This is a genomic window from Dinoroseobacter sp. S76 (genome assembly GCF_049801095.1).
GTDB lineage: Bacteria > Pseudomonadota > Alphaproteobacteria > Rhodobacterales > Rhodobacteraceae > Dinoroseobacter.
This window is the reverse complement of the sequence record NZ_JBNAGH010000019.1, coordinates 1-18,322: the sequence shown is the minus strand read 5'-3', so window position 1 is coordinate 18,322 and position 18,322 is coordinate 1. Positions and strand designations below refer to the sequence as shown.

The window sequence follows — 18,322 nt, the reverse complement described above, 5'->3', positions numbered from 1 at the left end:
TTGCCGAGGGTTGGGGTAGACCGTCCTCGCAACTAGCGGAGTTACTGGATACTCGCAACACTTTTTGTTACGTGATGGCAATCCAGGCCGAAAACGGAGCCTCTTTTGAAGCGCAACAGCCGCCTGTCCCTCGCTCTCCACACCCTGAGCCATATGGCCGGGGATCCGGATCGTCTGCGCACTTCGGCCGAAATCGCGGCCCACGCGGGGACGAACCCCGTGGTGGTCCGCCGGGTGCTCGGGAGGCTTCGCGAGGCGGGTTTGCTGATCTCCGAAAAGGGTCATGCGGGGGGCTGGCGGTTGGCACGCGAGCCCGACAGCATCACCCTTGCGGATGTGTATCTCGCCCTGGACGAACGTCTCGTGGCCAGCGATACGGGTGGCGAGACGCCCGCCTGTTCGGTGGAGCATGCACTGCAAAAGACCGTCACAGGGGTCCTCAACGAGATCGAGGAGAGCCTTGTTGCGCGGCTCGCGGAGACCCGGATCTCGGACGTACGCGGCACCTGACGGACTGGTCCCTCGGGCCCGGGGCGCAGGCCTAGACCGCCGCCTTCACCAGCGCACCGCGATGCTGCACCACCTCCCGGGCCAGAGCGCATCCACGAACCACCCCGCGTTCGAGCGAGCCGCCCTCCGCCAATTCGGCCAGAACGCCTGCGTTCAGACTGTCACCGGCGGCGGTGGTATCCACGGTCTGCGCGATGGGCGCGACCGCGAAGCGCCCCTGGCGCGTGCCGTCCTGCCATAGAAGATCGCCCGCGCCGTTCTTCACCACCACCTGCCTTGCCCCGGCGTCTGCGTAGCGCGCGCAAGTCGCCTCGGGTGTTGCATCCCCGAACCAGCGCGCCTCGTCCTCATAGGACGGCAGCGCGATATCGGACAGCTCAGCCGCCGCCATAATAGCGCGCGTCATCTCCTCCGCATCGGTCCAGAGCCGCGGTCTGAGATTGGGATCAAAGGCGATGCGCGTCCCCGCGGCTCGGGCCGTAGCCAGCTCGGCGAGCAAACCCGCGCGCCCTTCAGGCGGCAGGATGGCAAGTGTGATCCCGCTGAAATAGGCAATGCCCGCCCCGGCGAGGGCGGCGCGCAACGCGTCGGGGTCGTCGGCCAATTGCCGGGCCGCAGATTGCCCGCGCCAATAGGTGAAGCTCCGCTCCCCGTTCTGAAGGGACACGAGATAAAGGCCCAAAGTGCCCCCGCGCACCACACGGATCAGCCGATCCTCCACACCGCTCTGCCCGATGAACCGGCGCAAGGCGGCGGACATGTCATCATCGCCAATCGCGGTGAAGAAGGCGACCTCCAGCCCCGCGCCGCAGCGCGCCAGATACCAGGCCGTGTTGAACGTGTCGCCGGCAAAACCCTGACGATAGGTGTCGGGCGCCCCCGCCGGGGTGAGCTCGGCCATGCACTCGCCAATGGCGACGATCCGAGCCGGTCTAGAGGAAGTCATCGCGCCGGGGTGAGAAGCTGTCGATCAGGGTGCCGGGCACAAGGCAGACACATCCATGGGTCTGGCCCGAAGGGACGGCAAAGCTGTCGCCCGGTCCCACCTCGCGCTCCTCCGGGCCGAGGGTGACGCGGAAGCGCCCGCTTTCCACATAGGTGGCCTGGACATGGTCATGGGCATGCAGGCGCCCAATCGCGCCGGTCGCCCCAAAGCGAAAGGCAACGGCCATCAGCTCGGGCTGATGGGACAGCACCTGCCGCGTGACGTCCGGGCCTGCGTCTACCGTCGGAAACTCAGTCATCTCGGTCCCTTAGGAGAAGAGCATGCCGCCATTGATGTCGATATTCGTGCCTGTCAGGAAGGCGCTGTCCTCGCAGGCCAGAAACAGCGCGAGATTGGCGGCATCCTCCACATGGCCCTGACGCTTGAGTGGCGCGTTGGCCTCGAACCCGCGCCGACCGGCATCGGGCGTATGGATGTTGTGGAAGTCCGTGTCGATCATTCCGGGGCAAAGCGCGTTGACCCGGATCTCGGGGCCGAGCTCCTTGGCAAGCCCGCGGGTCATGGTCATCACCGCCCCTTTCGAGGTGGCATAAGCGACGGCCCCGGGCCCGCCCCCGTCACGCCCGGCCTGCGACGCAAGGTTCACGATCGCGCCGGAGGTCATATGCGGCAGGCACGCCTTGGTCATCATGAAGGTGCTGGTGAGATTCAGGGTCATCACCGCGTTCCAATGCTCCAGCGGCATCTCGGCGATGGTCTTGCGCGCGATCAGCCCGCCTGCATTGTTGACCAGAATATCCACACCGCCAAAGGCCTCCACCGTGGCGGCGACAAGGCTGTCGACCCCTGCTTGGGTGTTGAGATCCGCCTGCACCGCGATGGCCTGCCCGCCTGCCGCTTCGATCCCGGCCACGACCGCATCGGCGCCCTTAGAGCTCTCGAAATAGCTGATTGCCACCCGCGCGCCCTCGGCGGCCATCACCCGCGCCACAGCGGCCCCGATGTCACGCCCGCCGCCGGTCACAATCGCGGTTTTTCCTTGAAGTTTCATACTGTCTCTCCTCTCGAGGACGGGCCAGTCGGCCGGTAGTTTAGGGTGAAGTGAAGGTGCCCGGCATCAACAGACGGGGCAGCCACAGGATCAGGTCGGGAAAGGCCGCGAGCAGGATCAGGATGATCAGCATGGGCGCGAGAATGATCGCCACCTCGCGCAGCACCTGCACCACGTTGAGCCCTCCGATCGCCGCCGAGATCAACAGGCAGAGCCCATAGGGCGGCGTCACAAGGCCAAAGGCGAGCGACACGATCCCGATAATGGCAAAGGCGATCGGATCCACCCCACCGGCCTGAGCCACGGGCATCAGAACCGTGCCGAGGATGATGATGGTCGGGATGGCATCGATGAAGAGCCCGAAGATCAGGAAGAGCCCCGCAATCACCAGGGCCGTACCGAAGGGTCCGAATTCCCACGCGGTGAGAATGCTGACGATCAGGCGGGGCGCGTTGTAGAAAGACAGCAGCCAACCGAAGGCCGTCGCCGTCCCGATCGCAAAGAGCGAAATCGCCGCGAACCGGGCCGTGTCATAGAGGATATGCCCCAGATCCCGCGGCTTGACCGTGCGATAGACAAACATGCCGAGGATCAGCGCGTAGCCAGCGGCGATGATCGCGCTCTCGGTCGGGGTGACGATGCCGCCCACAATCCCGCCAATGACGAAAATCGGCGTCAGAAGGGCGAGCGCCGCGCCCTTCCAGGCCGCGAGGAACTCCGCCCAGTTCGGGGTGGCCGTGACCGGGTAGTTTCGGACCTTGGCAAAGCCGTAAACCGTGGCCATCAGCGCAAAGCCGATCGTCAGGCCCGGGAGTGCACCGCCGAGAAAGAGTGCCCCAACCGAGACCTGCATCACCCCGCCCCAGACGATCATCAGGATCGAGGGTGGAATGATCACCCCCATGACCGAGGAACAGGCGGTGATCGCGACCGCAAAGCGGGTGTCATAGCCCTCGCGCTGCATCGCCGGGATCAGGATCTTGCCGATCCCCGCCGCGTCCGCCGTGGAAGAGCCGGAGATCCCGGCAAAGAGCATCGAAACCGCGACATTCACATGGCCCAGCCCGCCGGGCATCCAGCCGGTCAGCACCCGCGCCAGCTCGATCAACCGATCCGTGACCTTGCCGGAATTCATCAGGTTCGCCGCAAGCAGGAAGAACGGCACCGCGAGCAGAATGAAGGAGTTATAGGACTGGAACATCCGATCCAGCACGATGAAGGGCGTCAGGCGCAGCTCCAGCACGACGACCGGCACGCAGGCCAGACCGAGGGCAAAGGCAACGGGGATCCGGATCAGGATCAGGACCGCGAAAACCCCGACCAGCATCAGCCCCGCAGTGGCGGTATCGAGGATCATCAGACCTGCTCCGTCCGGGCTCGGCGATACTCCGCGACAGCCTCGATGAGGCGCCAGCCTGCAAAGATCGTCCAGATCGTGCCCGCAATCGACAGAGAGATATGGGTGACCACCAGATTGGCCCGCATCATGACCGAGCGCTGCTTGCTGCCAAACTCCGCATATTCGATGCCATAGATCGCAAAGAGCAGTCCGAAGACCAGAATGGCGATATAGACGACCCCGTTCTGGATCAGACGTAAAAGCGGCCCCTGGGCATCTGGCACCAGGCGCACATCGAAATGGGTCCCGTCCCAGACCGCCACCATGGATCCGATCATCACGATCCAGATAAAGATGAAGGTCGCCAGTTCCTCGGTCCAGAGAAAGGTCGGGATCAGCCCGGTATAGCGGGAGATCACCTGCATCGCGACCGGGATGGCCAGGGCGCCCATCAACACGCCAAGCAGGATGCGCAAACCGGTGCAGAACCGGTCCAGAAATCGTCCAATCATGATCTGTCCTTCCGCCAGCGCCCTCGGGCGGGACCACAAGAGCCAGGGACGGCACCCATCAGCAGGCGCCGTCCACCAGCGTGGGGGGATTACATCCCGCGGATGCGTTCCAGCAGATCGGTCGCGCCGAGCTGGGCCGCATAGGCGTCCTGCACGGGCTGCACCAGCTCGAGCATCTTCTCGCGGCCGAGGAAGTCATGGACCTCGATCTGACCGGCATCGGCCATGGCCTGCAGCTTCTCGCCGTCCTGACCGCTCTCCAGTGCGCGCCCAAAGGCCCCCGCCTCGGCGCCGGCCGCCATGATCGCGGCCTGCAGATTTGCGGGCAGTGCATCATAGGTCTTGGCCGACATCACGATGGGCCGCACGGTGATCGTGTGCTGGGTGAGCGAGATGTGGGGCGCCACTTCGTAGAACTTGAGGTTCTGGATCGAGGCAGCCTCATTTTCGAACCCGGCGATCACGCCGGTCTGAATGGCGTTGTAGACCTCGTTGTAGGCAATCGCCGAAGGTGCCGCGCCCACGGCCGAGAAAGTCTGCGCCTGAATGGGCGCGCCCATGACGCGCATGCGGTGACCGGCCAGTTCCTCCATATTGGTGATCGGCGCAGCAGAGGCCAGATTGCGCACCCCGCCCCCATGGTAGCCCACGATCACGATGCCCGCGGCCTCGCGCAGATCCGCCTCCAGCGGGGCGAGCGCATCCGAGGACAGAACCGCATTCCAATGCTCCAGATCCCGGAACAGGAAGGGCATGTCCATGAGCGGAATGGATTCCGAAAAGACCGCCATATTGGACGGCGCGAGGATCGTGTAGTCCACCGCGACGCCCTGGTTGAGATAGGTGACATAGTCCTTCTCGACCCCAAGCTCGCCATTCAGGCGCAGGTCGAAACTGACATCGCCGTCGTATTTCTCGGCGACCAGACGCTCGAACTCGCGCAGGGTCTGGGTGAAGGCATGGGCCTCGTCGAACATGCTGGCGCCACGGAGCGTCGTGTCAGCCTGGGCCGCAGGGACGCCGCCCGCGAGCACAGCGGTGGCGGCCAGGGCCGTAAGGGTGCGATGGAACATTTTGAACCTCCCAAAGATGTCAATTGATCCGGTGGGAGGCAGCCCTCCTCGACTGCGCGGACCCCGTGCCGGATGTGCACCTGGGCTGAGGAGCCCGAAAGTACTGCGCCTCAGCAAACACAGAAACTGGGATACTAGTCAACATAGTTTTTCAGATGTGTCCTGCCAGCATTATCAGAAAGGACAAATCAAATCACTTCTCATTGGGATACTGGTATGCAAGAATGGTGATGAAAACAGAGACCTACACCCCGCGCCCTTCCCCCTGCTTTCCGGCGCGGCCCTTGAAAGACGATGCCATGACGTCCACCGATACGGTTGAGCGTGCGACCAGCACCGACCAGATTTTCGACTCGCTTTATAACCGGATCGTCAGCCTTGACCTGTTGCCCGGTGCGAAGCTTTCCGAGAGCGAAGTGGCGAAGTCCTACGGCTTCTCGCGGCAACCCGTGCGCGAGGCCTTTACCCGGCTCGCCAATCTCAACCTGCTCTTGATCCGTCCCCAGCGGGCAACGATCGTGCGCCCCTTCTCGCGGGACCTGATCGCCAATGCCCGCTTCATTCGGAGCGCCATCGAGATCGAGGTGGTGCGTCAGGCCTCAACGGATCGCGACACCAAGCTTGATGCCAAACTGCGTCAAAGCCTCAAGGAGCAGCGAGAGGCCGTGGCTGCCGGCGACACCGCCGCGTTCCACGCTCTCGACTATGCCTTCCACCGCTTGCTCTGCGCCGCAGCCAAGCGTCCAGCGGCCTTTGAGCTGATCGCGGCGAACAAGGCGCAAGTAGACCGGCTGTGCATGTTGTCCCTGACAAGTGCCGAGGCAATGGAGGATCTGCTCAAGGATCACACAGAGCTTCTCGAAGCCCTGTTTGGCGGCGATGCAACCGAAGCCGAAACCATCCTGCGCCGCCACCTGCGCCGCCTCGACCCGATCATCGACGCCATCTACACAACCCATAGCGGGTATTTCGAGGAATAGGCGCGACGCGGTTTCAGCGCTCACTTCGACCTGCCAACCTCGAACAGCCCCGGCCAGTCAGTACTCCGACAGCCCCCCGGCATCGCGGATGCGACTGATCAACGCCAAGGTCTTCTTCGGATCCGCGCGATGGACCTCCCCCCAAAGACTGTCGCTCTCCAGTATGCGCTTGATCGTGTCGCTGGGTTGGGTTGAATCGCGCTCTGCCTCGGGCTTGTAGGGCGCATAGAGAAGCTCTTTGAACTCCGCACAGAACAACGTCGCTTTCGCGCCGGACAAGCCCAGATCAGGACAGTCAGCAGCCGCGACAGGGTTCGAAATAGCGGTAAGGAGAACGACGAAGGCGGCGTTCAACGCCGCCTTCTGCAACTTTAAGGACTTCATTTTCCGAGAATAACACCCAAACCAGTGCCCACGATCACGCCGGTGATGAAATCGCTGCCAGAGGAGTTCTTCTTCCCGCTCGAGCCGGACTGCCGCACAACCGGGGTGAGCGCGTTCGGGTTCGAGGCCAGATGCGCATCATACCCGGCTTTGGTAGAGGCTGTCAGGAACTGGTGCTGCACATTGTTGAGATACCCGGTGGCCGGGAACGCATTCGCCGCCTGCCATTCGCGCAGACCACGGCGCGTATTCGGACCGATCGCGCCATCCGGCCTGCCGACATTGTAGCCCGCGACGTTCAGCCGGAGCTGAACCTGACGGCGTTGCATCTTGTTCATGAAGAGGCTGCGCTCGGTGGCTTCCGAACTGACCAACGCGGCGGCCTGCGGCGTCACCGTCAACGAGAGCGGCAAGGTCACCAGACGCGTCAGGTCCTGTGACGGCAGCCGGTCGGTCTGCAGGCTCGCCATCTGCTCGGCCTTCTTTTCCTCAGCTTCGCCCTCCAGGCGCGTGATCGCGTTCTGGGCCATCGGAGCGAACATGCTGTTCGGGAAGGCCGTGAGGAATGCTTGGAAGTCTGCGACGTCATTGCTGGTCATTGCGGCTTCGAACATGAATTTCTCGACCTGCAGCGTGTCCTGAGGTGCCACGGGCGTCGGGTTGGGCGTGGGCAGAACGGCAACGTCATTGCTCGGCACGACCGGCTCCGGCACAGCGACCGCATTCAGGATCAGCGGGCCCGTCAGAGAGACATCGAAGCGGGGCCGCTGCACACCTTCGGTCATCTCAATCACGTCGCGTGTCACCAGCGAGGTGATCGAGGCGAAATCCGTATTCGCGGTGTCGAGATGGTTCAGCAAAGCGATGGCAAACGGAGAGTTATCCCCCTTGCCATCGGCGGCCACCTGACCCGGCTCGGTCGCATAGGCAATGACCGATCCGGTGGTGCCCATCGTCTCGGTGGGGATGCGGGAAATCCCGCGGTTGTTCAGAGACCGGCTCCCCATGCCTTGGGCACTGGCCAGGGTCGCGGCCATGGGGTTATCCCGGCACGCGTCCAGAAACACGAGGCTCGGCCCGGGGGAGCGATCGATCAGGCGCAGGATTTCGCCGACATTATAGACCTCGAACTCCCAATCCACCGGATCCGACAGCGTGGCGTCAATGGGCACCAGGTAGTTATCACCATCGACCGCAATCCCGTGTCCAGCGTAGTAGAACACCGTCAGATCCGCTTTGCGGGCACGCCGCGTGAATTCCCGCACCGTGTCGCGCAGCGCGTCATAGGTCAGGTCATTGCCCTGAACGACATCGAATCCCATCTCGCTGAGTTTGGCCGAGATCGCATCCGCATCATTGATGGCGTTTTTCAAGGGGCTGGCGGATTCGTAGTTCGCGTTGCCAACGACCAGAGCCACACGCTCTCCTGTGCTGGCGGCAGCCACGCTCGCCATGAAGAGAAGAGCGACAACACCGCCAATATATCTAAACAGAATAGACTTCATTCCTTGCTCCTTGGTCACTGCGCAACTGCTGGGTTAGTCGGCAAGAATGTTAATGAACTGGATTCGAGAGTTGAGAGGAGACGCCATGGAAGACGGGTCGGCTGGCGCGGTGGCTCCGTATCCAACCGAGACAAGTCGCTCGGGCGGGATGCTATAATAGGCAATCAGATGCTCTACCACGGCGTCGGCGCGCAGCGCGGAGAGGCGCGTTGCACTATTCGGGTCGTCCGGCAGAACCACATGGCCCGCCACCTGAAACTTCTGGGTCTCCAGACGCTGATCCGTCAAGGCGTAGGAGACGGTCCTCAGCGCCGTCATGCCCTCAACCGTCAACAGATGGCTGCCTTCCTCGAAGGAAACGGTCACATTGGCGCTCGGGAAGTCGAACACGGTCGGCAAGGGCTGCTTGGCGTCAAAAACGAGCGCGTTTTGCGACTTCAGAGTTTGCACCATGGGTCCCGCAGCGCCCGGGGCCAGTTCCAGGACCAGGCTTTCGGGCGTGTGCTGCTGCGCCTGGACACCGGTTCCAACAATCAGGGCCAGTATAAAGCTACGAAGGAACAAAATCGTCGTCTCCCAATCTGTCGCAATGTCTTGAACTTGGCTCAAGGTGGAGCGCTGTCCCCTTCATTGTCAACTGAATTGGCCTGACCCGAAAGGTAGAATAATTTTTATGATGACGATTGAAGCGGCGCAAACTGTGCGAACGAGAAGGCTCCCTGTAGCAGTTGTAGCGAGGTACCCATGTCCCATTCGAAGACCTTACTCCGATACCAACCGAGTTCGCTTGAGAAAAGATTGCAAAGAAGCGGGCTTAGAGTGATCATGGGCGGGCGCGGAGGGAACCGGGCCAAGAGGAAAACGGATGTCATGAGTTCGCAGGTCGACACTCCATCACTGGACAACAGCAACCTTGCCGCATTGAATACGCTCGAAGCACAACTCGAAAGCGAAGCCTTCTTTTTTGAATCCGTACGCGACACGATTCGAGAAAAAAAGGGCTACTCCGACAAAGATCCGCTCGACCTCGCGCAATTCAAAAACCTTGAGAGCAGAGGCGGAAACGACAATCTGCTCCATATTGCGCAATTCTTCTTTTCCATGGAAACGCTCGGCTGCCGCACACCGAGCCAGCTCGAAGCCCTCATCATCAGCCATAACGACAAGGTCCGGGCCGAGATGACCCCGGCGGAGAAAGCAGCGGGCAAGCCCCCCAGCGAGAAGTTCTTCGCGGCAAACGAGATCACACAGATCCGACTGACCCTCGATTACTATGGCGAGATTGTCTTTTCACTGACCGAGCTCGGAAAAATCATGTCCGATCTCATGTCGACCTCGACCACTGCAAACCTATTGAAAGAGCTCGTCATCGGAGGCGTATTCGAGCAGGTGGGCGGCCCCGCGCTCGACCCGTCCCGCCCGGATGGCTACGAGTTTCAGGGCCCGGCCGAAACCAGCAGCAAGCGGAAACTTGTGCAACCGGGCCGAAAGTTCATGGAAGATTACAAAGCCTCGCTGCTCATGGCGCGGGACAGAATAAGAGTTTAGTAGATGAAGCATTTTTCGCGGAAGGCCAAACGCTGGGCCTCGGTGTCGGCTGTTCTCGCCACCCTTGGTGGCGCGCAGGCAGCTTTGGCCGAAGACCGAGCCATCATCATCGGCATCAATGAGTACAAGTATCTCAAGGATGCGGATCTGAAGGGCGCGACGGTCGACGCACGTCGGTTCCGCGATTATGTCCGCCGCGACCTGGGCCTCGCAGATCGCCAGATCTCGATGCTGCTCGATGGAGATGCGACCCGCGACAACATCATTGATACGATCGTCAAGGATCTCCGCGATCGGACGAACCCCGGCGACCGGCTAATCCTCTTTTTCGCCGGGCATGGCGCCAGCACCACGGACCGCGATGGCGACGAAGAAGACGGCAAGGATGAGTTCATCGTCGCGGCAGATCGCGGCAAGCCCGGCGAGCTTGGGATCATCCTGGACGATGAGTTGAGGTTCTTGCTGGAGTATTTCCAGGACCGCGAGATTTTGGTGGTCGTGGATGCCTGCTATTCCGGAACCATCGCGCGCAACGTGTCAGACCTCGACGAGGTTGCCCGCACCATCGACGTGGGTGATTTCAACCTGCCGCCACTGCCCGATGACGGCGGCCATCTCGCGGTTGCGAGCCGCAGCGCCGGCCATCAGACGCTCGTCCCCGGGCAAGCCCATATGGATGTCTGGTCCGCGGCCTCCTCCACCCAGGTCGCGATCGAGAACCGCAAGGGCGGCGTCTTCACGACGCTCTTTCTCGAAGGCGCGCGGGACAAGGCGGCGGACGCCAATCGCAACGGCGTCGTCTCCAATGCGGAACTTCTGTCCTATGTGCAGCGCGGATCGGCGAATTTCTGTCGCCGCTCACGCCTTTGCCAAACGCAGAACAAGGGCCAGCTCACACCCAGCTTCAGCGGCGCGATTGAACGGACCGTGGCCTTCACGTCCAGCGGTCCGGACACCACGAACCCGGTCGTGGTTGCCCCACCGACACCAGCGCCCGTGACCGAGCCCGCCCCACCGCCAAAGGTTCTGTCAAACACCGCTCCGGAGGTAACCGCGCCGGAGACTTCTCAGACGCCCACGAACCCGGTCGAAGAGCCAGAGACCGAAATCGCAGAAATCACACCGCCAACACCGCAAGAAACGTCAGAGACGCCCCCCGAGACGAACACCACCCCGCCTGAGGCCGTTGTTGACGCACCAGTCCCGACTGTCGAGGCGCCATCATCGGCGGAAGTGACAATTGAGCCCGCTCCCACACCCGACATAGAGGCGGCAGACGCCCCCGTCACAGAGCCGACCGAGATGGCCGGCAACGAAACGTCCGCCCCCCCAGCGCCTGATGTCGCAGAGAACGACCCTCCAGAGCCGCCCACAGAGGCCACAGCCGAGGTGGAGCCGGATCCGGCAGAACCAGACCCAGCGCCCAAGCCACCCGAAAAAGTCGTCGAGGCGAAGCCCCCCGTTGAGCTTCCCGATCTCTACAAGGACCCCCCGCCGCTGCCGGTTGCTCCGCTCGACGACCCTTTCATCTGCGCCGACTTGCAGTATCCCTCCGGCACCGCACGGCTCGAGGATATGTTCCTGCCGAGCCAGAACGCGGCCGTCGACCTGTCAATCCGACAGGGCGTGGATCTCGAAGTGGATCAGACCGTGCTGTTTGATGTCGCCACCAATCGGGGCGGCCGTTTGGTGGTCTATGACCTGACCCCTGGCTGCGAACTGTACCAGATCTTCCCATCCGTGATTTCTCCGGCCAAGGCGGACCGGCTCAACGGCGCCGCCGAAATCGAAATCCCCAGCGCTTTGTCGGCCAATGGCCAGCCTATGGTAATTCGGGTCACCAAGCCCGCCGGGCGCGGACATCTGCTTGCTGTCCTTGTTGAAGACACGCTTCCGGCCGTCACCCAGTTGACGATCCCGCAATCGCAGATGAGCGCCCTGCCCGACGGCCTCCAGCACCTGACCGACCTCGCCAATGGCCTGAACGCGGTCGTTACAACAAGTTCCGGTGCCCGGAGCAGCCAGTGGCACGCCACGATTCTTCCCTATGTCATTTCCGAATGAGTATTCAGATGATCTCTTGTCCAAGGATTTTCTCCGCCGCCATTGCCGCCACCGTCCTGATGGCAAGCGCGGCTCTGGCCTGCACGGACCGGCAAGCGGCGGTGGATGCCGTGCAGGCGAGCGACTTCGCAACGGCGGAAGCCCTGCAGAACACCATTTCGGTGGATCCCGCTTGCCCCGATGACTTCCGTCTCTGGCTCGACGAGGCGCTTGCGCGGAGCTACTTTGCCCGCGCCATCGAAGCTCAGGATCCTGCCCTGAAGCGCGACCTGACGCAAAGCTCGATTTCCTTCTTCCCCCATTGGCGCAGCTATTCCCTTCTCGGGGATCTGGCGGGGCAGGATGGCAATCAGGAGGACGCCGCCCGCTGGTATCAGCAGGCGATCAATCAGATGAATGACGGTCCGGAACGCCATGCCGCGTCGGTTGAAGAGGCCAAAGCCCTCCTCACTGCGGCCTCAAGTGCAATGCTCTTGGCCGATGGAACGATCGAGATCCCCGCGACCCGCAGTGGCAACCCGGGCGGCATCTTCATCGAAAACCTGCGTGGCTATCAGGTGGAGGAAGTTGTTCTGGCGATCGAATATGATTTCGACAGCGTCAACTTCACCAGCAAGGGCAATGACGTCGCGGATCAGCTTCTGAGCTACCTATTGGATCGCAACCCGCCGCGCATTGTTCTGGAAGGGCACACCGATCCCGTGGGCGCGGCCACGTATAACGACCAGCTCTCGCTCCGCCGGGCAGAGAGCCTGCGCGATTACCTGGTGGCCAAGGGCTACAAGGGCGTTGTTGGCGTGGTCGGACGCGGCGAGACCATGGTGCCGCCCGCGCCGACCGGGATCACCGAGGACAGCCCTGAGCACTACCAGATCGCCCGACGAGTCGTGCTGATCCGATGACCGGGTTTGCGCGCGTTTTTCTGCTGCCGGTCATGGCCACGGCTGCTCTGTTGGCTCCAAAACCCGTGGCAGCAGAGATCTATGCCCTCGTGATCGGGATCGATCGCTACAGTCACATCACGCCCCTGCGCGGCGCCGTCAATGATGCGATCGACATCTCTTCGGCCATTGCTGCGCTTGAGCCCGAAGCGCTCCGGGTTCTCACCAATGAAACGGCCACGCGCGACGAGGTCCTGTCGGTCTGGCAAAGCTATCTGGACCGCGCGCAGGATGGCGACACGATCATTGTCACCTTTGCGGGCCATGGCGCCAGCGAGCCCGCCGCCTATCCCGAAACCGAAGAGGACGGCCGGGATGAGACCTTCCTTCTGGCGGGCTTCAGCCCGGTGGGCGCGCAATCCGCCGAGCGGATCCGGGATGACGAAATCGCGGCGCTGATCGCGTCGAGACCAGGGGTCGAGCATATCATCGTGGCCGATAGCTGCCATTCCGGCACGGCCATCCGCGCCACGACGCTCAATCTCGGCTATCGCTTTTTCACCCATGACGGGATCGAAGGGGATCCCCTGCCGCCCCCGCCTCCGCCCCCTGCGGAGAGCGCCGAGGCGGGCGAAATGTCCCTCGACAACAATGTCTTCTTCGCAGCAGTCGGAGACGCCGAGCTGGCGCCCGAGATCAATATCGATGGCAATGTCCGCGGCGCGCTCAGCTTTGCCTTTGCCAATGGATTGCGCGGTCAGGCAGACCGCAATGACGACGGCCTCGTGACCAAAGGCGAACTCGAGACCCATATTCGGCGCGAGGTAAAATTTCTGCTCAAGGGCAAGCAAAAACCTCGGGTCAGTCCGGTTGGCCTGATCGACAAACCCCTCTTTGATCTGCGCAGCTCGTTGAGCACCTCCGAGCCGGCCTTTACCGGCGGGTTCTCGGATCTCGACCCGGTCCCGGTATACATCCGGAGCGCTGAGGCTGCGCCCTTTCAGGCCTCCGTTCTCAGCGGTGCCACCACCGCATCTGAGCCGCAGCTGGGCGGGCTCGTTGTCGACTTCGAAAAGGGCCAGATCCTCGATGGCACCGGTGATCTTGTCCGCGCCCTGACCCGCGAGGTCGGCTATGACTGGCGCCTGCAAACACAGGCCGTCGTGGACAAGATGCGCGTGATCAATGCGCTCTCGGATGCGGTGATCGACAGCAAGATCAACGTGTCCTTTTCCTATGGCGACGAGCTCTACTACGAGTATGACGTCTTCGGTGTTCTTGTTACGGGACGCTCCACATCCCATGTGACCGTTCTGAACCTCGCGGCGGACGGCTCCATCCAGTGGATCTATCCGCGCTACGCGCCCATTGACACCAAGACCGGCCTTAAGGACCCGGCAGAGATCGCTCCCACTGCGCCCCTGCAATTCGACGCAGAGGTCTGGGCCCCGTTCGGCGCGGAGCATATCCTCGTGATCGAAACCGAAGAGCCACATGACGCGGTCCGCCGTGCAGCCAACCGGTTTGACGACACGGCGAATATGAGCCTCTTCTGGCGCGAGCTGACCATCGCGCTCGACGGCATTCCCCATGCCGTGGCCGTGCACAGCTTCTACACGCTTGAGGAATAGCCCCCCGCAGGCCACCCTTTGGCGTAACTTTTACGGTGGCGTGTCGGCAGGTTGACCCAAGGTAAAATAAGAACTGCGATACCGCTCAGCCGCGCGAGATAGCCGTTAGTTGTTTCCATGTCAGCAACATGGAGACAACGAAATGATCACCAAAACTCTCAAGATCGCACTTGTGGCAACGGCCCTGACCGGGTCCGCATCGGCACAAGGGTTCGATTGGTCCCAACTGGGCGTGACGGTTCCGAAAGCCGGGGCGCCGATCATGTGCGACCACGCAGCGAGCCACGCTTGGTTCAACCAGTTCCACTGCCCGGCCATGGCCGAAGCCATGTGGAACGCCGATCCGTCCATGATCGCCCAGATGTCCCGGGCGGAGAAATTCGTCTACGTGACGAACTGGGTGACTGCGGTGCATGACCCGGCCATCGTCTGGAAGGTGGACTCTTCGGTCTACGCATCGCTTGACCCGCGGCTTCCGATGCATGTGCGCTTCCTGATTGCGAACAATCCGGACGTTCTTGGCGGGATCGCAGGCGAAGGGATCGGGATCTGGGGCGAAGCGTTCAAGCGGATGCTGGACGTGCGCCGCCACGCGGTCGACACCGGCACGATGAACCCGATGGGCGAACTGAGCGCGTTCCTGGGCGGGGCGGCCAATGCCCCCAAACCCGTCACCCTGACCAGTGAGATCGCCAAACACGATGTCATGGTCTGGATCGGGCTGGCCCAGCAGGATCCCAGTGCAGCGATCCAGCTCTATCAAGGCATGCGCCAGCTGGCGCTGAGCTTCTGAGCGGGGGGATAGATGTTGTCCAACAAATCCCTCCCCGTGCTCCTCGCTCTGGTGCTCAGCGTGGCCATGCCCACGCTGACACCGGACACCGCCGAGGCCCGCCCCGGCGCCATGGCCGCCAAGGGTGCGTTCAAATCCGCCGCGGGCGGCGCGAAAGCAAACCGCTCGGTCATGCGCCCCAAGGCCATCAAGCCCGGGCCGGTGGCCCCCAAGGTCAAGCCGACCCGTCCGGGGCTTCCCGCAGCGCGCCCCAAGCCGCCCGGCGGCAAACCGGGCATCAAGCCAGGCTTGCCCAAGAAACCCCCTCTGCCCCCGCGGGCAGGTGGAAAGCCCCCCTCGGTCCGCAAGGACTTCAACAAGGCCTCGAAACCTCCGCCGCGCAAACCCCTGAAGGACGACTTCAACCGCGTCGCGAAACCCCCGGCCAAACCCGTGAAAGGAGATCCGCCGCCCACGACAACCCCGCGTCCCAAGGGCCCGACCTTCAAGCCGCCCGGGATCTGACCGCAACCCTCAACCAAGACACTCAAGCCTAAAGGAAACCATCATGACCGTTCAAACCCCCATTCCTGCAGCCACCAGCACCCGCTTGGTTGAAGAGTCCACCATCCGCATCCTGCCGCCCGCGATTGACGAGCGACAGGTTCGCCGGATGGCCATCACAGGCGGCGTCGCCGCAGCCCGGACCTATGCCGGGATGGTCGCCGACCAGCTCAATGGCGGGCTGCGTGCACAACTCGTGGTTCTGCGAGACGAGGCGCTTCAGGCCCGGCAAAGGATCGAAACACAGATCGCCGACTATGAGGGCCAGGCAGCCTCTCGCTCCACCGTGCGGTGGCGTCGCCTCCAGGCTTCGGACGCCCGCGTCCGCATGACAAGGATGGAGGTGGTTCAGGCCACGTTCTACGTGATCATGACCCTGGTGGCCCTCACCGTCGCAACCGTGGCGCTGGCCATGATGATGATGGAACTGGAGACCATCGAGAAGGTCACCGACAGCATCTGGACCGCCGTGATCTACGCCTTCCCTGTGGTTCTGGCGTCAAGCGGTGTGGCGAGCATGTTGACGCTCCACGATGACGACAAGGTCATCGAACAACGGGCGATGCGGGCCTTCCGCTGGGGCTTCGGGTTCTTCGCGGCCTGGATCCTGCTCACCTCCGTGGTCTTTGTGGGCGCCAATGGCGGGTTCAACGCGCAGGACCTGCTGAGCGAGAGCAACAACCCTTTCGAAGCGTCGACCAGTGGCTTCGAGATCGTCGACAAAGGGTATGTCCTGCTCGGCGCGCTCTTCCCCTCGGGTGTGACGAGTTCCGGTCTGATGGTTGTCCATATCATCGCCGAGGTTCTGATCGCCGCTGGTCTGACCGCACGCGTCATCCTGATGGGTCGCAAGACCCGCGAGATCGCGCCCTATATCTGCCCCCGCGCAGAACTGGCGACGGAACAGGCGACAAAGCTCGATCAGAAACGCTCGCTGCAGAACGAACGCATTGCCGGCTACGACCGCAAGATCTCTGAGATCGACGCAGTCCGCGCCAAGCACATCGAGGATGTTGCACTCATGGCAAGCAGCGAAGAGCGCGTGGCCGCATCCCTGGTCGAAGCCGCGAAGGCCAAGGCCGAGCATGACTACCTCCGCGCGGCCCGCGAGGCCGCGCCCCCCCCCCCCCTCCCCCACAAATCTGAAACCAAACCGTCCAACCCAGGAGAAACCCATGTCCAAGTTCCAAACAGCCGCCCTTCTCGCCGCGCTCACCCTGTCCCCCGTCGCCGCGTCTGCCGAAGACCGTATCGTCGTTCTCAGCGACACCATGCCCAAGGAAGCCGCCAAGACCGTCCTGTCGCAGTCCAAGCGTCTGATGGCCGCCATGGAGCCCGGTGACAGCCTGATCTTCCTCAACGGTCCCGCCGGCGATCAGATCGCCAGTCTCGATCTGCCGGAAGGTGACGAAGGCCAGGAAATCCTCAGCAGCAAGCGGAAACTGGGGAAGTTCGTCAAAGGCCCCTTGACCCAGGTGCAAGGGTTCATCGTTGAGGCCGCAAAGCGCGCCGAAGGTCTCGGTCCAGATCAGGTCCCGATGCAGGTCAACCTTCCGGGTGTCCTCCATGGCCTGAGCATCCACGCCCAGGACACGCCCTCGGTCTTCGTATTCGGCACCATGCGGTATCAGGGCCCCGGCTGGCCGAACTACTCCATGGCGCACAGCTTTCCGAACGATGCCCATGTCAATCATCGGCCCGATCAGACCCCCTTTGGTGCTCAGGGCCGCGAGGACTATCTCACCGGGACCAAGGTCAACTTCTGCGATCTCGATCAGGGATATGTCAAAGACATCCAGCGCCTGGGTCTCGAGCGGGCAACCGGCTTGATGATCGAAGGCTACGGGGCCACCGTCGCCAACCTCACGCAGGACATCAAGCAATGCGTGACCAGTGGGCTCGAGGGGGCGGTCGACAAGACCAAGTCCTTCGTTGCCGATCCCTCCGCCAAGGATCTCATCGTCTATGACGCGAACCAGACCGCCAAGGCGCCCTCCACCAGCTCTCAGGAGCAAACCGACCTTCTCAACCGGATCGGGCTTGCCGAGGATGACAAGGCGATAATGAAAGATCTGATGGGTCAGAACCGCGTGGTGCTCGCCGAGGTCTACCTCTACGACACCGGCGCGACGGATGGCGACGTGGTCGCGCTGCTCTCCGGTCCGCTGAGCTTCGAGGTACGGCTGAAGCGTCAGAAGCAGCAAGTGATCGTGCCGATCACCGATGGGGTCCTGAAGCTGAAGGGCGTCCGCGATGGCGGCGGCGGTATCACCGTCGGGGTCAAGACCAAGGAAAATGACACCGTGGTGTCCCCGGTCATGCGCGTCGGACAGGTCATCAACCTTCCGTTTCTGAAGCTGTCTAGCTGAGCGACCCATCACCAAACGAAGGCGCCGTCTTGCGGCGCCTTCTGTGCGTTGGAAATAGCTCTCGCAACTGCCTGCAAGTGACCCGGCACCGCGTTTAGTGTCTGACGTCAGTGCCTATGGGTCCAAACAGGGTCATTTGCTAAGAGAGAGTTTGTTGCTCATCGTAACCACCGAGGAGTGGACGATGAGAAAG

Annotated in this window: 19 protein-coding genes; 10 read left to right on the top strand and 9 right to left on the bottom strand. The window is 62.5% G+C overall.

Translation table 11 applies throughout. The features are described 5' to 3' along the window. The first annotated feature begins 105 nt into the window (after positions 1–105). Positions 106–510: an RrF2 family transcriptional regulator gene (locus tag ACP153_RS22395; protein WP_424973238.1), complete on the top strand. Its 405-nt coding sequence runs from the start codon at positions 106–108 to the stop codon at positions 508–510. Between the two features lie 31 nt (positions 511–541). Here ACP153_RS22395 and ACP153_RS22390 read toward each other — a convergent pair whose 3' ends face one another. The 6 genes from ACP153_RS22390 to ACP153_RS22365 form a co-directional block, all read right to left on the bottom strand. Further along, positions 542–1,456: a sugar kinase gene (locus ACP153_RS22390; RefSeq protein ID WP_424973237.1), complete on the bottom strand. Its 915-nt coding sequence runs from the start codon at positions 1,454–1,456 to the stop codon at positions 542–544. Further along, the gene (locus ACP153_RS22385) at positions 1,443–1,754 is read right to left on the bottom strand and encodes a cupin domain-containing protein (RefSeq protein ID WP_424973236.1); all 312 of its coding nucleotides are present in this window, start codon (positions 1,752–1,754) and stop codon (positions 1,443–1,445) included. The genes ACP153_RS22390 and ACP153_RS22385 overlap by 14 nt, the downstream gene beginning before the upstream one ends. Positions 1,755–1,763: 9 nt before the next feature. Continuing rightward, on the bottom strand, positions 1,764–2,507 hold the full coding sequence (locus ACP153_RS22380) for an SDR family NAD(P)-dependent oxidoreductase (RefSeq protein WP_424973235.1): 744 nt from the start codon (positions 2,505–2,507) through the stop codon (positions 1,764–1,766). Positions 2,508–2,547: 40 nt separating this feature from the next. Then, on the bottom strand, positions 2,548–3,864 hold the full coding sequence (locus ACP153_RS22375) for a TRAP transporter large permease (protein ID WP_424973234.1): 1,317 nt from the start codon (positions 3,862–3,864) through the stop codon (positions 2,548–2,550). Beyond that, entirely contained in the window at positions 3,864–4,358 is a 495-nt protein-coding gene (locus tag ACP153_RS22370; protein WP_424973233.1) for a TRAP transporter small permease, read from the bottom strand. The genes ACP153_RS22375 and ACP153_RS22370 overlap by 1 nt, the downstream gene beginning before the upstream one ends. Positions 4,359–4,447: 89 nt before the next feature. Beyond that, entirely contained in the window at positions 4,448–5,431 is a 984-nt protein-coding gene (locus ACP153_RS22365; RefSeq protein WP_424973232.1) for a TRAP transporter substrate-binding protein, read from the bottom strand. Between the two features lie 299 nt (positions 5,432–5,730). Between ACP153_RS22365 and ACP153_RS22360 the strand changes: the two genes are divergently transcribed. After that, complete coding sequence (locus ACP153_RS22360; protein ID WP_424973231.1) at positions 5,731–6,411, top strand: GntR family transcriptional regulator; 681 nt, start codon at positions 5,731–5,733, stop codon at positions 6,409–6,411. A 57-nt stretch (positions 6,412–6,468) separates the two neighbouring features. Here ACP153_RS22360 and ACP153_RS22355 read toward each other — a convergent pair whose 3' ends face one another. The 3 genes from ACP153_RS22355 to ACP153_RS22345 are packed head-to-tail and all read right to left on the bottom strand — an operon-like array spanning position 6,469 to position 8,909. Then, positions 6,469–6,765 (bottom strand): hypothetical protein, encoded by a 297-nt coding sequence (locus ACP153_RS22355; protein ID WP_424973230.1) that lies wholly within the window; start codon positions 6,763–6,765, stop codon positions 6,469–6,471. 26 nt (positions 6,766–6,791) lie between these two features. Further along, the gene (locus tag ACP153_RS22350) at positions 6,792–8,300 is read right to left on the bottom strand and encodes a caspase family protein (protein ID WP_424973229.1); all 1,509 of its coding nucleotides are present in this window, start codon (positions 8,298–8,300) and stop codon (positions 6,792–6,794) included. Positions 8,301–8,333: 33 nt separating this feature from the next. Beyond that, entirely contained in the window at positions 8,334–8,909 is a 576-nt protein-coding gene (locus tag ACP153_RS22345) for an OmpA family protein (RefSeq protein ID WP_424973228.1), read from the bottom strand. A gap of 261 nt (positions 8,910–9,170) precedes the next feature. Here ACP153_RS22345 and ACP153_RS22340 point away from each other — a divergent pair, with 261 nt between their 5' ends. The 8 genes from ACP153_RS22340 to ACP153_RS22305 all read left to right on the top strand — a co-directional run bounded on the left by ACP153_RS22340 (position 9,171) and on the right by ACP153_RS22305 (position 18,129). Continuing rightward, entirely contained in the window at positions 9,171–9,848 is a 678-nt protein-coding gene (locus ACP153_RS22340; protein ID WP_424973227.1) for a hypothetical protein, read from the top strand. A gap of 3 nt (positions 9,849–9,851) precedes the next feature. Beyond that, positions 9,852–11,912 carry a caspase family protein gene (locus ACP153_RS22335; RefSeq protein WP_424973226.1) on the top strand — a complete coding sequence of 687 codons (2,061 nt, stop codon included), beginning with the start codon at positions 9,852–9,854 and terminating at the stop codon, positions 11,910–11,912. Further along, positions 11,909–12,814: an OmpA family protein gene (locus tag ACP153_RS22330; protein WP_424973225.1), complete on the top strand. Its 906-nt coding sequence runs from the start codon at positions 11,909–11,911 to the stop codon at positions 12,812–12,814. Before ACP153_RS22335 ends, ACP153_RS22330 begins: the two co-directional genes overlap by 4 nt. A gap of 32 nt (positions 12,815–12,846) precedes the next feature. Further along, positions 12,847–14,424: a caspase family protein gene (locus ACP153_RS22325; protein ID WP_424973224.1), complete on the top strand. Its 1,578-nt coding sequence runs from the start codon at positions 12,847–12,849 to the stop codon at positions 14,422–14,424. A gap of 142 nt (positions 14,425–14,566) precedes the next feature. Further along, positions 14,567–15,217, top strand: a complete 651-nt coding sequence (locus ACP153_RS22320; protein WP_424973223.1) for a hypothetical protein — start codon at positions 14,567–14,569, stop codon at positions 15,215–15,217. A 12-nt stretch (positions 15,218–15,229) separates the two neighbouring features. Beyond that, complete coding sequence (locus ACP153_RS22315) at positions 15,230–15,721, top strand: hypothetical protein (protein ID WP_424973222.1); 492 nt, start codon at positions 15,230–15,232, stop codon at positions 15,719–15,721. A 43-nt stretch (positions 15,722–15,764) separates the two neighbouring features. Then, a complete protein-coding gene (locus tag ACP153_RS22310) occupies positions 15,765–17,102 on the top strand; it encodes a hypothetical protein (protein WP_424973221.1) in 1,338 nt (445 codons plus the stop codon). Further along, complete coding sequence (locus ACP153_RS22305; RefSeq protein WP_424973220.1) at positions 17,032–18,129, top strand: hypothetical protein; 1,098 nt, start codon at positions 17,032–17,034, stop codon at positions 18,127–18,129. Before ACP153_RS22310 ends, ACP153_RS22305 begins: the two co-directional genes overlap by 71 nt. Positions 18,130–18,322 lie beyond the last annotated feature (193 nt).

Bases quoted from the DNA above. Each gene is read 5' to 3' on its own strand.
- ACP153_RS22305 (WP_424973220.1), top strand. From the start codon at position 17,032: ATGCCCAAGGAAGCCGCCAAGACCGTCCTGTCGCAGTCCAAGCGTCTG.
- ACP153_RS22365 (WP_424973232.1), bottom strand. From the start codon at position 5,431: ATGTTCCATCGCACCCTTACGGCCCTGGCCGCCACCGCTGTGCTCGCG.
- ACP153_RS22340 (WP_424973227.1), top strand. From the start codon at position 9,171: ATGAGTTCGCAGGTCGACACTCCATCACTGGACAACAGCAACCTTGCC.
- ACP153_RS22375 (WP_424973234.1), bottom strand. From the start codon at position 3,864: ATGATCCTCGATACCGCCACTGCGGGGCTGATGCTGGTCGGGGTTTTC.
- ACP153_RS22335 (WP_424973226.1), top strand. From the start codon at position 9,852: ATGAAGCATTTTTCGCGGAAGGCCAAACGCTGGGCCTCGGTGTCGGCT.
- ACP153_RS22385 (WP_424973236.1), bottom strand. From the start codon at position 1,754: ATGACTGAGTTTCCGACGGTAGACGCAGGCCCGGACGTCACGCGGCAG.
- ACP153_RS22390 (WP_424973237.1), bottom strand. From the start codon at position 1,456: ATGACTTCCTCTAGACCGGCTCGGATCGTCGCCATTGGCGAGTGCATG.
- ACP153_RS22370 (WP_424973233.1), bottom strand. From the start codon at position 4,358: ATGATTGGACGATTTCTGGACCGGTTCTGCACCGGTTTGCGCATCCTG.
- ACP153_RS22325 (WP_424973224.1), top strand. From the start codon at position 12,847: ATGGCCACGGCTGCTCTGTTGGCTCCAAAACCCGTGGCAGCAGAGATC.
- ACP153_RS22380 (WP_424973235.1), bottom strand. From the start codon at position 2,507: ATGAAACTTCAAGGAAAAACCGCGATTGTGACCGGCGGCGGGCGTGAC.
- ACP153_RS22315 (WP_424973222.1), top strand. From the start codon at position 15,230: ATGTTGTCCAACAAATCCCTCCCCGTGCTCCTCGCTCTGGTGCTCAGC.
- ACP153_RS22310 (WP_424973221.1), top strand. From the start codon at position 15,765: ATGACCGTTCAAACCCCCATTCCTGCAGCCACCAGCACCCGCTTGGTT.
- ACP153_RS22330 (WP_424973225.1), top strand. From the start codon at position 11,909: ATGAGTATTCAGATGATCTCTTGTCCAAGGATTTTCTCCGCCGCCATT.
- ACP153_RS22350 (WP_424973229.1), bottom strand. From the start codon at position 8,300: ATGAAGTCTATTCTGTTTAGATATATTGGCGGTGTTGTCGCTCTTCTC.
- ACP153_RS22360 (WP_424973231.1), top strand. From the start codon at position 5,731: ATGACGTCCACCGATACGGTTGAGCGTGCGACCAGCACCGACCAGATT.
- ACP153_RS22320 (WP_424973223.1), top strand. From the start codon at position 14,567: ATGATCACCAAAACTCTCAAGATCGCACTTGTGGCAACGGCCCTGACC.